This window comes from Phycisphaerae bacterium (assembly GCA_035384605.1).
Lineage (GTDB): Bacteria > Planctomycetota > Phycisphaerae > UBA1845 > PWPN01 > JAUCQB01.
On sequence record DAOOIV010000030.1, the window covers coordinates 20,888 to 35,405 of the forward strand.

The window sequence follows — 14,518 nt, forward strand, 5'->3', positions numbered from 1 at the left end:
TGCTACTTGGGCTTCGGATAGTAGTCCGATGCCCACTTGATCAGGGCCTTGGCCATACCGTCAGCCTTAAATGCCGGACCAAGACCCACGCTCTGGCTGGAGCGCCCCACCACGGCCCCGCTCGCCAAGACCTTGCCGGTATCCTTGTCCACGAGTTCGGCCCTCGCCACAGCCTCCTCCAGGGGTCCAAAGACGCTGTCCTTGAGGTCGGCCTTCTCGTAGTAGATCAGTGTCACCTTGAAGAGCAGCGTCTTGCCCGAGGTTTCCTTGGGCAGGTCCGATTTGGCAAGGCGCTCGTTGAACTTCGCGGCCAGCAGCGTCGGGAATTCCGGCGGCATGGCTTGACCACTCTGGTTCGTGAACTCGCCCAACTCGATTCTCTGATAACCTGACAAGGCGAGATGATCCTTCGGCGTTGCCGAGAGCAAATTCTCCTCGAAATAAGCACCCTGACCGCCTCGCACAGCTTCCATACCCTCGCTGGCTGCCCTCATGCACCCCTCTGAAAGCAAGGCCAGACCGGCCAATCCGACAATCATCAAAACCGACCTTCGCATGATTGAGTGCCTCCCTCAATAAGAGACGAGAAACGAAGCCACCACCTTCTGATCAGGCCGGCGTCCGACCCAACCGGGTCAGTCGATGGGAAATCCCTCATAGCGACTATCCGACAGGATATGCACCGGACTTCGGCAAGGCAAGATCGTCCTGAGAGCGATCCGCCTCTTTGAGGTCGATGCCCAGCGAGCCTGCGCGACCAGGAAGACCTGCAGGCCAAGACGGGTTGCCGGCGCACCTTGAGGATGTCACAGGACTCTCGGGGAACGGGCAAGATGTCGGCCGTACACCGGGCTCCGGATCGCAGACTCAATCGCGTTTGAGCATTTGAACGCCGGGCGGCAGACCGATGTACTTGACCATCACCTTGTAAACCTCGTCGCTCCGGCTGAACAACAGGCGGCCGCCCTGATGGGCGCTGTTGACGTAGAGGGCATAGTGGATGCGGAAATTACCCCGCTCTTTAAGCTTGAAGTCGAAGCCCATCATCTTCTGGGCCTTTTCCGGCAGCTTGCGGACGTTCCAGCGGGCGGCAGCGTAGGCGGCACACAGAGCATCGGCCACGATCCAGTCCATGCCCGCGTCCTCCTTTGAACAATCCCACCGGAAGTCCGCCATGACGTTAACCAGCAACTTCTCCAGATCACCGGCCTTGGCCGCAAGCAACGGAAGAACAATGCGGCCGTTGTCATCCCATTTCCGCGGCGAGACCGCCAGACCCATCTGCCCTCGTCCCGGCGGAAGCAGGAAGGTCGGACTCATGCGGACGGTGATTTGTCGATCAAGCCGCTTGTTCGGCATCAGCACGTGATGGAAGAGACGGCGGTCTTCGCTTTCCAGCTTCTTGATGGCTTCCAAGACAACGCGACGGCTGTTGTGGTCAGGTCCGTTCGGCTTGAAATGGTCTCGCAACACAAACTGGGCAAAGGGCTCCTTGAGACGTCCGACCAACCGGGCCATATAGCGAATGAAACGCGCCTCGCGCCGAACCAGCATCTCTTCAGTGAACACTTTGGCCGCCTCACCCAGTCGCTCGGTTGCCTCGTCGGCCTGGTCTTGCACCTTGGGGATGATCCTGGCTTCCATGTGCTCGGTAGCATGCCGCAACCGGGCGATCGCTGGCTTGATCATCATGACCTGTTTCTCAAGCTCCTTGGCCTGCTGGACTTTTTTCGGCGTCTCGCGGAGCACCTTGGCCTCTTCGAGTTTCTTCTCGATCTCGGCCTGCTTCCGTTCAATCAGCGCCTTCAGTTCAGCCAGTCGAGCGTTGAACAGATCGCTGCGCACCCGGCAGATTACCGCCTGCCGCCAGACGCGGTCCGCCTTCCACGAGTCGCTGCCTCGTTCGTTGAGCTCGAGATTCTCATCGGGGCTGACCGTCAGATTCTTCGAGGCCACTGCCTCAATGTATTCGTCCGCGTAAACCAAATGCGTTGACTGGGGACGGTTCTGCCACTCATACACGTCCTCCTGGCAATCCTTGATGATGAAGTCGACTTTTTCCGGCTGGAGCAGGCCGGGATGGACCGAAATCAGACCGTATCGCAGGAACGATCGGGCAACCACCATCTCTTTCTCGTCGAGACCGCCCTGAACCAGCAACCAGGCGAGGTCCTCATACAAGCGCCAGAACATCTCGGTCAATTGCGGCTCAATGGCCTGCATCTCGCGGCTCGCCGCCTGCAGCCCGGCCCGAACGGTCGGACTCAGCTCACCAACCTGGTTCTCTTTGCTGCCTCCTCGGAACAGACCGCCCAAGCCCCTGTTGTTCTCCTTGTCTTCGGCCCTCGCCTCAGCCAGCTTTGCCCGATGTTCTTTCTCTGCCGCGACAAACTCATCAATCCGTTTCTGAACACCCAGGGCGTAGTAGGTCCAACCCATGAGCGGGTCGGCGTTGAGGCCGTGGTTGCGGCACAGCAATACAAGCGGTTCGTCCGCGATGGCAGTAACGGCGGCCGTCGGCACCGAGTCATCGAGCTTCCTGCGATGAAGAAGTAAAGCGATCTGGCCGAGGCCCATCTGGATGGCATTGCGGTATAACTGATTCTGGTCGACGTCGGGCGTCTTGGCTTTCGGGTCCGGCGGAGGAACCTGGCTCTTGATCACGGGATTCCGCAGCAACTGCTGCTGGCGCTCCAGGGCCCTCTGCAAAACTTCAGCGTTCGGGTTGTTCTTGATCTCTCTGTTCTGTCGCGAGAGCTCATCGCGAATCTCGCGAGCTCTGGCCAGCTTCTCCATCTCGGCCCGGCGGGCATCCATCTCCAACAGCTTCTGCCATACGCTGATTCGCGCGTCCACAATGCGCATCAGGAGGTCGGGCAACTCCCCCTGCCAACCGGTGTCCGACGGCTCGGCGATCTCCTCGCACACCTCCTCCACGACCTCGGCCACCAGCTCGGCTTCGACGGCCGCCAGTCCTACGGGTTCGTCGTCGACGTGCGGGGGCCGCTCCTCGTGGTTGGAGGCTTCGGGTGTGTTATGAGAATCGGGCTGCGCCGGCGTGCCGGTTGAGGGCTGGACGGCAGCAACTTCTTCGGCCGGGGAGGCGGGTGCGTTTTCCGACTCCTCATCACTGACCGCAGGCCGGGCCTTCTCCGGACCGTTCTCCGGCAGCGCAGAGTCGACCGCCACGGCGGCAGACCGGCTATCCTCACGATCGGTGCTGTCTGTCCTCGTACTCATCACTCCGGTTTCGCCGGGGAAAAGGCTCCCCCGCTTTGTCGGGAATATCGGCGGACCCTCACCGCGAAAGGCGTCGCCGCATGCCGTTTCGCCTGAAAGAAGTATACAATTCAAGGGGTTGCAGAAAGCGGACTTTGTGCCGATCGAGGCGTCTCAGTGTTTTTCCGGCAACCCACCGCCCCGAAACCCCTCGCACTATCGGACCTGCCGCGTCCTGGCGGCATCACTGTTCTCACTATCGGTTCGCACGCGCGAATCCTTAGGTATTCGCCCCATTCAACGCTTGCGAAATTTCCGGACCTTGGCGTGATGTGACATGCGAGTCCTTGCGGCCGGGGGTTCGAGTGGCCACGGGCTTTCGCTGAGGATTCCAACAACGGCGTGAAAACCGCGAAAGATAACCACCACATCAGTTGAGCACGAAACAGGGAAATCGCGGTTATGAGGACGCCGGCATCCCCTTGGTCAACAGCCCTTGGTGGCGAGGCCGCGCAGGTACTCCGCCTTTCTTGTGATCCGCTCCCTGTCCTTTGCGGCGATTCCGGGCTCGTTTGCCACGGCATCGTATTCGTCGGCGGCGAATCGGGCAGCCTCAGTGGAACATTTCAGCCGAACGAGATCCGGCGGACATGAATCGACCGGTAACAATCTGCCCGGGGCGAGAACGAACACCATATCAATGGCGATTTCGCGGGCCTGGTAATCGGAGACCGGCGTCCAGCGAGCCGAACGGAGGCCCTCGTTGGTCGAGTGTCCGTGCACCGAGATTGTCTCGAAGCTCCTGCGATAAAGGCGCACGTCAACACAACCATCGGAGCCGAAATTGTGCGGGAGAGCAGGGTTGAAGAGATAGATGCCCACTGCCAGACTCAATCGTGATTGCGACGGGACAGCGGGCGGAGAGCCTTGGGCTTGCAGCATCTCCACCCGGTCGGCCGGTTGCCGTTCCAACGTGACACACCCGTGTTGATGGTACGTATACTCCACTCGAAAGGCCTTGACGTCATCCGCAAGCACAGGAGAGGCGATCATGGGCGTCCTGCTGACATGCGGAAACAGATACGGAATCGGAATGGCGCAGCCCACGTTGATCAGACAAATCAAGACCCCTGCTGTCCCGCGACACCATCGCATTCTGAACTTCTTTCGTGTTTCCGATCCTTCGGGCCCGCCGCAGCCGATCTGCGACTTTCGTGATTCCTCGTCGCTCTGCTGGTTGTCGGCCCGTCGCTTGCGCTGCGGGTTCTGACTGAATGCGGCGATCAGAGTCCGCTCTACCGTTCCTGTACCGTGGTCTCGTACTTCACGCCGTCGGGGATCGGAACCGGCACGGCTACCGTCGTGCCGCTGTCGCCGGCGGTCCTGGTCAGCGAATCGACGGCCACGAAAGCGGTGTAGGCGGACATCAGGCCGTATTCGAGGGCAACGGTCTTGATCTGGCCGGTCCACTGCTCGCCCGGATCCATGATCGCATGCTGCGACAGTTCGGCAATCTTCATCCGGGCCCAGACGGCAGCCAGGCCTTCGTGCGTGGCGGATGCATCATCGAGGTCCACTGGAATGGCGATCTCGCGGGCCTTGTCGCCCGCCTGGCCTTTGACTCGGACCGTGGCCGAGCCTTTACCGCTGAACCGCCCGGTGATCAACACGGGGCGGCCGACGAAGAGGTCGGGGATCCGTTTGGGATAGATGTCCTCGACCTTCATCCCGCCCCAGTCGATCATCACGTCGGTCATGGCCGGATGGCTGATCCGCTCGAAGAAGCGGTTCATGACGTCGGCGCCGCTGTCGTTGAGGCCGAGGTAGGCCACCGCGCCTTTGCCCATGCGGGCCATGCCGTCGAGCAGGTAGCGGTTGACCGACGAGCCCACCCCGAAGCTGAAGATCCTTGCTGCACCGAGCCGCTTGTGGATCTCGCCGAAGATCTGTTCCTCGTTGCCGATGTAACCGTCGGTCAGGAACGAAACGAAGCGGAGGCGGTTCTCGTCGTGCGGGAAATCGAGCGCCGCCTTGATGCCCTCGATCATCATCGTGCCGCCCTCGCCCTGGAGCGACTTGAGGTATTCCAGGCCCCGGCGGACGTTGTCGGGCGTTGCGACCACCGGCTTGGGGCCGAGTTGCGAGGCGTTGTTCGAGAAACGGATGATCTGGAAGGTGTCGTCGGGCTCAAGCAGCCGCAGGGCACGCTCGGCGGCGGCCTTGGCCTGCTCGATCGGACGACCGCTCATGCTGCCGGAGCAATCGAGCACGAAGATCATTTCCATGGGCTTGCGCTTGAGGTTGCTGAGATCCTTGGGCGGGTAGATCATCATGGTGAAGAAGCCGCCGCGCTTGTCGCGGTGGGTCATGATCGCGGATTTAACCGTTTGGCCGGCCACCTGGTAACGGAGCACGAAATCCTTGTTGGGCACCGTGTCAAGTCTTCCGAGTCGCACTTCGGCTTTTTCGGGCGAGGACTTCTTCACTTCGATCACGTGGTTGCGGCTGTCGATCTTTTCGATGGCCACGCCGGCATCGATGGCCACCGACAGCGAGATATCGTGGCCGCTGCGCTCGCCGGGCTTCAGGTACTGGACCTCGGTCTTCTGGCCGGAGATGCCCCGGTCACCGCGGCCAACCGCCCCGACTCCGTCGGTGCTGCCCGGCGGGTTGAACCGCGGGCCGACGACCATCGGGAAGACAAACTCGTACCAGCCGTCGTCGTAGGCCAGGGTGTTGAAGTAGCGGATGTTGATGTCGATCTGCTTGCCAGGCTCGATGTTGGCCACCGACTGGGTGAAGATGTTCGGGCGTTCCTGGGTCAGCAGCGAAGCAACGTAGCCCTGCGATTTGGCCTCCTGGTAGATCTTCTCGGCCTCCTCACGCTCGCGGATGATGCCGCGGATCTTTCGCTCGCCCACGGTCATCAGGAACTCGTTGACCGCCGCGTTCTCCGGCAGCGGGAACACATAGACCGCCTCGATCTTGCTCTCGTAGGGATTGTGATACTGCTGAGTGACATCGACGGTGGCGATGTAGCCGGCGATCGCGGCCTGAACGTCGGTGTGCTTGAGCGGCAGCGGGATTTCCTTCGTCTCGCCGGGCAGCTTGGCCCTCAGTTCGCCGCTGCCGGGAATATCCTCGCCGGTCGGCCTCGGCTGCTCGCCCGATGGACGCTGGACGATCCATAGTTCCTCTCCTGGGGAAGGAAGAGCGCCGGGCGGAGGAGACTTGCCTTCACGTAACAACGACCACCGCCGTCCGCCGATGCCATACGCATCCCTAGGCTTGGCAGCGTCCTGTCCCCACCATTTGCCCCTAAACCGCATAGAGCTATCCTCTCCGGAGGGCTTGCCGGCGGTTTCTCTCGACGAGTTGCCTTGTGGCGGCGTCAAGGGAAGCGAAAACTGTGCAGGTGGTTCGCCAAGGCCGGGCGCAGGTGCAGGCGTGAAGCCGTACTGGGCCGGAGGTGTCGACGTTTCCGGCGCGGCGGCCTCCTTGTCTGCCTTGGATGCGAGTCTCTGCGCGGAGGAGCAAGCGTACGCCGCAAGGCCCAACGCCGCAGCCAGCAGAACGAGCACAATCCTTCGCACGGACTTCATCGTGAACCTCCTTCAATGACGGTGGCCGTTGCACCACTGATCGGCCGCCCCTCGGATGAGGCGGCGACTTCGAGCTTGATCACGTATTCCGGCTTGGTCTCGCCGGTTACTTGCACGTGGACTCTCGCGACGCGGGTCTTGCCCTTGGGCAGGTCCTTGCCGGTGTTGAATGCCGCGATGATGACATGGTCGCGGCTCATGGCGGCCGGGTCGTAGTACGGCGGGGCCTTGAAGGCCACATGCTCGCCGCCTTCGATGCCCACGATCTTCACCTCGCCCTTCTCGGCGGCCAGCTCGAACTGATAGGCGGCCAAGGGCTGATCCTTGGCATCAATGAAGACATCAACGTGGGTGAAGCGGATGGCCGGCTTCGACGCCGACTGGGTCGCCGGCACCTCCTGTGCCCGAGCAACCACGACCGAGAAAGCAACCGATGACGCGAGAGCTGCTACGCACACGAGCATTGCTCGCGCGATCTCCCCCCCGCGACCAAAAGGATGAAGGATGAAAGACGAAGGATGAATCGGAAAACCGCTATCAGCAACTCGTTTCCCTTCATCCTTCCGCCTTCCGCCTTCCGCCTTCCGCCTTCCGCCTTTCGCCTTCTGCCTTCCGCCTTCATCCTTCCTCACTGAACCCTGAACCCTGAACCCTGAACCCTTCATGACGCTCCTCCCTTCAGGCTGACTGCCGCCATGGCCACGGCATCGACGTCCCCTTGGTCGATGACCCCATCCCCGTTTACGTCCCAGTCGGACGGTCTGGCCTCGCCCCGTCCAGAAGCCTTTCTTGCCGATGCCGCGCTGTCCTGCGGGCCGACGAGGGCGTCGGCCCCACTGGTGTCGGCCGTGGTTCCGAGCCTTTCGTCGAGGTGGCGGGCGAGGATGAAAGCGTCAAGGATGTCGACCCGGCCGTTGCGGTCGATGTCTTTGGGGCCGGCGGGGGTTACAGCGGCAATCATCATCTCGGGTGAGGGGGTGGACTTCAGGCCGCCCTGGCCGATCCAGACCGCCAGACCGATGGCCGCAGCCGCCGCCGTTACCGCTATGGAGACGCGCCGCAACACGATCCAAGCTCGTCGTCGAGTGGCAATCCTGACCCGGGCGGCGGCGAGAATGGCCTCGTCAAGCTGCGCGGGTACAGGCCCCCCTGAAGGATAAATCTTCCGCATTTCGTTCACAAGTTCTTGTGGAACATGAACCTGCAATCGATCTTCTTCGCCTGGACATTGTCTGACCATGTTCGTACCCTCTGCCTGCTTGAGCGCGCGGCACGGTCCGAAGGTTCCAGGATTCCGTCGGGATTTTGTGGAAGAAACGCTGCTCCCTCCCGGCCTCGCCGGCGAGCTACGCCCGACATGTATGGTCGCGGTCCTGAGAAAGCCCCCGGAAACTGAAAAAGCCACTGGCCGCTGAGGCGAGGAAGCCAAGCCCCAGCGTCCATCATTCGGTGGACTTGGGTACCAGGAAGGTCTGCTTGCTGGAGGTCACCAAACGGCCGTCGCTGCGCTCGAAGCAAATGACCATCTGTATCTCGCGCCCGCTGACATCGAGATCTCCGAAGGGCAGAGGGAGGCCGTAACCCCAACCGAGCGTTTTTTTCTCTTTGGCGCGAAACGGAACCGCTTCCTCGACGTTGAACGCCCACTCTTTCACCAGTTTACTCTGCCTCTTGCCATCTTTGCCCGTTTCGACCACGAACATTCTCGGGCGGATAATCCCGTCGCCGAACACGCCCAGCCCCTTCGGTCCCAGAAGATACAGAGCGGAGACGTAGATGCCCGAGACCCTGGTACGGTCGGCATTCCACAGCCAAGGCGCAGTTGACTTGTAGAATGCCACGATGCTGACTACGCTGGGCTCGGTCGGCATTCGGGCGACCTCCTGGACAAGCGCGCCGCCCGACCCGGTTGCCGCCTCTTGAGGCTGAACGCAACCGGTCGCCAAGAGAGTGCCTGCCGCCGCGATGAACAAGTGGCCCACCCGGCGGAAGTGGATTCCCGAGTTGGTCAGGATCATTGCCATTCAAGGGCACCCCTGGAGCACGATCAGCCTCATGCCGGACGCGCCACCGTCGGTGGTCTGTCGCTGACGGACGCCGGCATCCCCGTGACCGACGAACAGCGACCGTCCCTCGACGAGCTCACCGCCGAGCTTTTCCCGAAACCGTTACGGGCGGCTGGATGGCGACTGCCGGCACCGGGCCGGTTCGGACGCTGCTGGCGGCGGGGCCGTACTCGTCGATCTCCGGTCCGAAGAGTTCGTCCTCTCCGGCCTCATGGTCCGCCGGACGCGTCTGGGCCGGCGTTTGTAGGCCTTCAACATCGGTCGGCTTGACCTGGAGTCCCTGCATGAGCGGGTTGGTCCGGATTCGATCGTCTATGATCCCCGTCTGGTCGCGCATCTCGACGGACAGCTTGCGGGCATCCTCGACCGCCCGCATCACCCGCGGCGTCAGGATGATCAGCAACTCGGTCTTGGTGTCCCGCTTGGTGGTCGAGCGGAACAGGCTCCCAAGAATCGGAATATCGCCCACAATCGGCACCTTCGACTCGGTGTCGTCTCGCTTCCCCTTGATCAGGCCGCCGATGATGATGGTCTCCCCGTCCTTGATCGTTACGGAGGTTTCAGCTTCTCGTGTATTGATGATCGGGGCCTTGATGCCGTTGCCCAGGTCCTGGCTGGATGCGCTGACGTTCTTGATCTCGGGCTTGATATACATATTCACGAAATTGTCGGGGTTGATAATCGGCGTCACGGTCAGCTTGACGGTCGCATCGACGTAATCCACCGTCGGGATGACAACGCCTTGACTCACGCTGGCGCTCTTGACGATGGGCACTTGGTCGCCGATCGAGATAAATGCCGCCTGACCGTCCTGTACCATGATTGACGGCCGGGCCAGGATTTCCGTCCGACCCTCACCCTGTAGCGCCCGAAGAAGGAAGCTGAAGTCCTCTCCCGTGACGGTGAAGCTGAAGCCGCCGCCGGCGGCCACTCCGAGGTCGGTTCCGAATACGATATCGTAATCGCCCCCCTGAGGCAGACCCGTGTTCGCGTTGAGCGTGGCCGTTTCGCTGAACAGCAGGTCCTGGGCGGCGAACTCCATGCCAAGGTCGAAGCTGTTATCCACGGTCACCTCGGCCATCAACATCTGGATCATCACTTGCGGGATCGGCTGATCCAGCTCGTTGATCATGCGGTAGACCAGCGATTCCATTCGCGGACTACAGCTCACCAGCAGCAGGTTCGACTCTTTCTTGTTGCTGCTGCCGCCGCTCTCGTCGGCGGCGATCTGTCCGGTGGCGGCCTCGGTGATGATGACCTGCCGCTGGAATCGCCGCTGGCTGGCCTCCTCGCCGAAAGCCTTTTCCATCAACTCGCTTTCCTGATCGAAGTACTCGGTCAGAGTCTTGGCGACCTCGGAGGCCCTGGTATTTCGCAACTGAACCACCTTGGCGATGCGCTCGTCCAGTTCCCTGTAATCGAGCTGGAGCACCAGCGACTCCACGATGCGCAAGTGCGCCGGGCTTCCGGCGGCGATCAGCGTGTTGGTCCGTTTGTCGACGGCAAACTCCACCTCCAGGACGCCGCCCGTGCCGCTCACACCGGCGGCCGCGGCCAGACCGGCCGCTGCTCCCTCGCCGAGCGTGATCTGCGGGGCCGAACCGCTGCTGCCCCCGCCCTGCGTCTTGAACAGGCCCTCGAGCAAGTCCCTCATTTCCTCCGCGTCGGCGTTGAGCAACTCGAAGACCCGCAGCGAAATCGTCTGCGGCTCGATGCTGTCGAGCATCTCGACCAGCATGCGCATCATGTCGATGCTGCCGGCCGGAGCCAGCACCAGCAGCGAGTTGGTGTAGGGATCGGGCACGATGGTCACGTCCTGGTGAACCAGTTTCTGGGTGATTTCCTCGCCCGAATCGGGATTTCGATGGGCGACGAAATCAATGATCATCTTCCGAACGTTCTTCCCGTCGCTGCCGCCCGCGCCGGCGTTCTTGAAGAAATCATCGAGGAGTTTGGCCAGATCCTCAGCCTTGGCGCTGTGGAGCTTGAATACCCGCATGGAGCGAGTGTCGATCGGACCGGCAAGGTCGATCTTTCTCAGGATCTCCTTGATCTGGACCATGAGGTCGGGCGTGGCCCAGACGGCCACCGAGTTGGTCCTCGGTTCGGCTGCCACCGTATAACCGCCCTCGCGATCCCGTTGCTGCTGTTCCATCAGGTCGGTCAGCGTCTTAACGACGTCCTCGGCCTTTGCTTCACTCAGCGAGATGATCTCCATCTGGTCGGAGATCTTCGTCTTGCGGTCCAGCAGACCGACCAGTTCCTGCATTTTGATGTGATCGTCCTGGGAGGCGGTCACCAGCAGGCCGTTGGAGGCGTCGAAGGGAATGATGGTGATCGGTGTCTGTTCGCCCTTTGGCGTCTGTTTCTCAAAGAGGTCGGTCAGGCTCTTTGCAACCTGGCTCGCCGAGGCTTCCTTGAGCTCATAAAACTGCGTGATCCCGCTGGGAATTCGAGGCGCGATGTCGAGCTTCGGCACGATTTCCTCGACCCGTTGCATCGCGTAGCGCGTGCCCACGACGATCAGCCGGTTGTTGCGGACCTCAGGCGTGATCTCGAAGCCCAGTTCATCGGCCTGGTCGCCGGGCATGCTCTTCTTCAACCCCTCGAGCATCGTCTTCAGCGTTTCCGCGGCCTTCACGGCATCGGCATGCTGCAGATCGAAAAACCGGGCGTATGCCTGAGCCATCGGCGTCTCCGAACGGTCGATTTCCTGCAACACCTTCTCGACGATCGCGTAGTTCTCGGGGCTGGCGCTCACGATCAGGCAACTGCTGCGAACGTCGGGAATGACGGTGACCTTCTTCATCGAGTCGGGCAGGTTCTTGTCGTCGACACCCGCCTTGTAGATTCCCTTCTCGAACAGGTCGGTGATGGTCTTTTCAGCCTTGGCCACGTCGATGTTCCGGACGTAATAGACGCGGATGATGCCGTCGACCGGCGGCGGAGTGTCCAGCTTGTTGACCAGCGAGACGACCTCTTCGTAATTGCGCTTGGATGCAACCACCAGCAGCATTCGCGTCAGCGGGTCGGCGACCACGTAGACCCGTTCCGAGGGCTGCTCCTTGGCGTTCGGGTCGGTGCTCAGCTCGAGACGCTTGTCCATGACGTCCTGCACCGTCTCGGCCACCTTGCCGGCGTCATTGTTCTGCACCCGCACCTGGTAGATGTCGAGCATCGGCGACAGCTTCTGCTGCCCGAGCTGGTCCACGAGCTTCTGGATGGCCTCGAAGTCCTCCATGTTCGACGCGATGACCAGCGAGTTGGTCCGCGAATCGGACACGATCACCGGCTCGTCGGCCGGCAAGCCGCCCTCCTGGCGGAGCTTGGCGCGCCGCTGCCACAATTCCCCGATTTTGTCGGCGATGTCCGGCGCAGTCAGGTTATCGGGCAGGTTGATGATCTTGATCTGGCCCAGCCAGTCATCCTCGGTGCCGTCGAGCTTCTTGACCAGGTCTTCGATCTCCTGGAAGTTCGCGTCGTTGGCCGCGATGATCAGGCTGTTGGTCCGGATGTCCTCAATCAGCAGAATGCTCTCCCGCTCCTTGGCCATTTCACCCAGCCGCTCGGCGATTTTCTGCCGCTGGTCGGCCAGTTGCTGAGCCACCTCGCGAATCCGGCGAACGTCGGAATGCTCCAGCTTGACCATGCGAACCGGGAACTTGTTGGCAATCTTGTCCACATCGACCGTCTTCACGATCTGCTGGACCAGCAGAAGCTGCTCGGGCCGGCCCGAGACGATCAGGGTATTGGTCCGCTTGTCGGCCACCAGGCTGATCGGAGCCATCAGGCCCTTGGTGATGGTGTCGGGGGTGCGGCCTTTCACCGCCTCTTTGCCGGGGACGTCGGTCACTTTCTGGCTCTGGTCGAAAATCTTCTGCAAGTCGTCCCGCAGGCTCACCGCGTCAGCGTGCTCGAGCGGGAAAAGGCTGAGCATGATCTCGTCCGCCAGCGGCATACCGTCGAGCTCCGAGATGATTTCTTTCAACGGCTCGATGTTGCCCTCAACCGTGGCAATGATCACCGAATTGGTGCCGGGCTCGGCGAACAGCTTGATCGGCTTTTCGAGATCAACCGGCTTCAGTTCCTTCTGGTTCTCATCTTTCGCAAGGACAACCTGCAGGCGGCGGATCTGCTCCTTCATCGCCTTCGCCGCGTCGCTCTGCGAGACGAGCATATCGTTGAGGGCTTTGACCAGGTCGGCGGCCACGGCCTTCTTGAGCGGCACGATGGCAACCTTCGCAACGCCGCCGGTCTCGGGGCTTGGCTCCACGTCGATGATGTCCAGAAGCTGCCTGATCTGTTCGATGTCTCGCTCCGACGCCGACACGAGCAACATATTGGTGCGCACATCGGCATAAAGGGTATACAATTCCTTCGATGCGCCGCGCTGCTGCTGCAGGAGTTTCAGCAGGTTTTTGATGGCCTCCTCGGCCTCGGCCGCCTTGATGTGTTTCAGGGGCAGCGGCACGACCTTCACGTTCCCGCCGATCGGAGATTGATCCAGCGCCTCGACCATCATCTCAACCTCTTTGAGGTTGCCGATCGCCGTGGCGACCATCAACAGGTTTGCCCGGGGGTCGGGAATAATCGTCAGCCGATCCTCCGGGCGAATCTGGCCGGAGACCGGTTTCTTGTATTCATTCCAGAGTTTCTGGATGTTCGTCGCCACATCGGTGGCCTGTGCCGACTGCAGAGTAAAAACCCTGACCGTCTGCTCCGCCTCGGGCGGCTGGGCGTCAAGCAGATTGATCAAGGCCTCGATCACTTTGAGGTCTTCCTCGTTGGCCTCAATGATAAGCTCGCCGGTGGCGGTCGAGTGGATGCTTACCGTGTCGCCGGAGAGCGGGCCCAATTCCCGAATCTCGACGGCCGACGGAGCAGGCGCGGCCGGGGCACGCGCGGCGACGGTGGGGGCTGCGGACGAGGCCTGAAGCTTTCTGCGAAGCGCGTCGAGATCGACGGAAGACTCAGGCCGACTTGCGGGCCCGCGGAGCGGCAGCGGCGTCGATGAGGCAGTCGCCTCCGACGGCAGGGTCGTCGGCTTGGTGACAACCGTCAACGGCACGGCTCTGGCGGGCCTGGGCGAGAGCACAGATTCATCGCCCGCGCGCGACCCGTCCGATGCCGCCGGTCGGGAAGCGGTGGGAATCCTGCCGACCCTGCGCAGCGCGCCTGCGGCCGGTCGAGTCGTAGTCGGTGAATCCGTCACCTCTCCCACCGGGATCACCGTCACACGGTCACCGCTGATGATCGTTCTCTTCGCTATGGGTCCGAATGATTCCGGGGGCGCGGTCTGCCCGACTGCCGCTATCAGAATCAGCCATGAATACCACATGCGACGACTCCTTCACGCGTTAAGTCCCGCTCCGGCCTCACACTTAGACATCGGCCGAAGCGCAACGTCCGTCACAATCCAATACCTGTCAGGGCCGCGCCGGCCCATCGGGGCGAGCGAAGTATACCAGATTCATTTGTCAACCACCGCTTTCCAGCGGCTCCCTCACCGCCAGGTCTACACTGGCGGGCAAGCCGCCAGTGGCACCCACGCTGGCCCCAGAATCCCTTCTCGCTGACCCCAGAATCCCTTCTCGCTGGCCCCAGAATCCCTTCTCGCTGGCCCCAGAATCC

At 61.7% G+C, this 14,518-nt stretch carries 8 protein-coding genes; all 8 read right to left on the bottom strand.

Features of this window, described 5'->3' with window-relative positions; translation table 11 throughout:
* Positions 1–2: 2 nt before the first annotated feature.
* Positions 3–557 (bottom strand): hypothetical protein, encoded by a 555-nt coding sequence (locus tag PLL20_09070; GenBank protein HPD30132.1) that lies wholly within the window; start codon positions 555–557, stop codon positions 3–5.
* Positions 558–867: 310 nt separating this feature from the next.
* Positions 868–3,240, bottom strand: coding sequence for a hypothetical protein (locus tag PLL20_09075; GenBank protein HPD30133.1), 2,373 nt, complete (start codon positions 3,238–3,240; stop codon positions 868–870).
* Positions 3,241–3,705: 465 nt separating this feature from the next.
* The gene (locus tag PLL20_09080; protein ID HPD30134.1) at positions 3,706–4,374 is read right to left on the bottom strand and encodes a hypothetical protein; all 669 of its coding nucleotides are present in this window, start codon (positions 4,372–4,374) and stop codon (positions 3,706–3,708) included.
* Between the two features lie 140 nt (positions 4,375–4,514).
* A complete protein-coding gene (locus tag PLL20_09085) occupies positions 4,515–6,821 on the bottom strand; it encodes a VIT domain-containing protein (protein ID HPD30135.1) in 2,307 nt (768 codons plus the stop codon).
* Entirely contained in the window at positions 6,818–7,285 is a 468-nt protein-coding gene (locus PLL20_09090; GenBank protein ID HPD30136.1) for a hypothetical protein, read from the bottom strand. Before PLL20_09090 ends, PLL20_09085 begins: the two co-directional genes overlap by 4 nt.
* Before the next feature lie 197 nt (positions 7,286–7,482).
* The gene (locus PLL20_09095; GenBank protein ID HPD30137.1) at positions 7,483–8,061 is read right to left on the bottom strand and encodes a dockerin type I domain-containing protein; all 579 of its coding nucleotides are present in this window, start codon (positions 8,059–8,061) and stop codon (positions 7,483–7,485) included.
* A gap of 202 nt (positions 8,062–8,263) precedes the next feature.
* Positions 8,264–8,845: a hypothetical protein gene (locus PLL20_09100; protein ID HPD30138.1), complete on the bottom strand. Its 582-nt coding sequence runs from the start codon at positions 8,843–8,845 to the stop codon at positions 8,264–8,266.
* A 118-nt stretch (positions 8,846–8,963) separates the two neighbouring features.
* Complete coding sequence (locus PLL20_09105; GenBank protein HPD30139.1) at positions 8,964–14,225, bottom strand: secretin N-terminal domain-containing protein; 5,262 nt, start codon at positions 14,223–14,225, stop codon at positions 8,964–8,966.
* Positions 14,226–14,518: the final 293 nt, after the last annotated feature.

Bases quoted from the DNA above. Each gene is read 5' to 3' on its own strand.
- PLL20_09070 (HPD30132.1), bottom strand. From the start codon at position 557: ATGCGAAGGTCGGTTTTGATGATTGTCGGATTGGCCGGTCTGGCCTTG.
- PLL20_09075 (HPD30133.1), bottom strand. From the start codon at position 3,240: ATGAGTACGAGGACAGACAGCACCGATCGTGAGGATAGCCGGTCTGCC.
- PLL20_09080 (HPD30134.1), bottom strand. From the start codon at position 4,374: ATGCGATGGTGTCGCGGGACAGCAGGGGTCTTGATTTGTCTGATCAAC.
- PLL20_09085 (HPD30135.1), bottom strand. From the start codon at position 6,821: ATGAAGTCCGTGCGAAGGATTGTGCTCGTTCTGCTGGCTGCGGCGTTG.
- PLL20_09090 (HPD30136.1), bottom strand. From the start codon at position 7,285: ATGCTCGTGTGCGTAGCAGCTCTCGCGTCATCGGTTGCTTTCTCGGTC.
- PLL20_09095 (HPD30137.1), bottom strand. From the start codon at position 8,061: ATGGTCAGACAATGTCCAGGCGAAGAAGATCGATTGCAGGTTCATGTT.
- PLL20_09100 (HPD30138.1), bottom strand. From the start codon at position 8,845: ATGGCAATGATCCTGACCAACTCGGGAATCCACTTCCGCCGGGTGGGC.
- PLL20_09105 (HPD30139.1), bottom strand. From the start codon at position 14,225: ATGTGGTATTCATGGCTGATTCTGATAGCGGCAGTCGGGCAGACCGCG.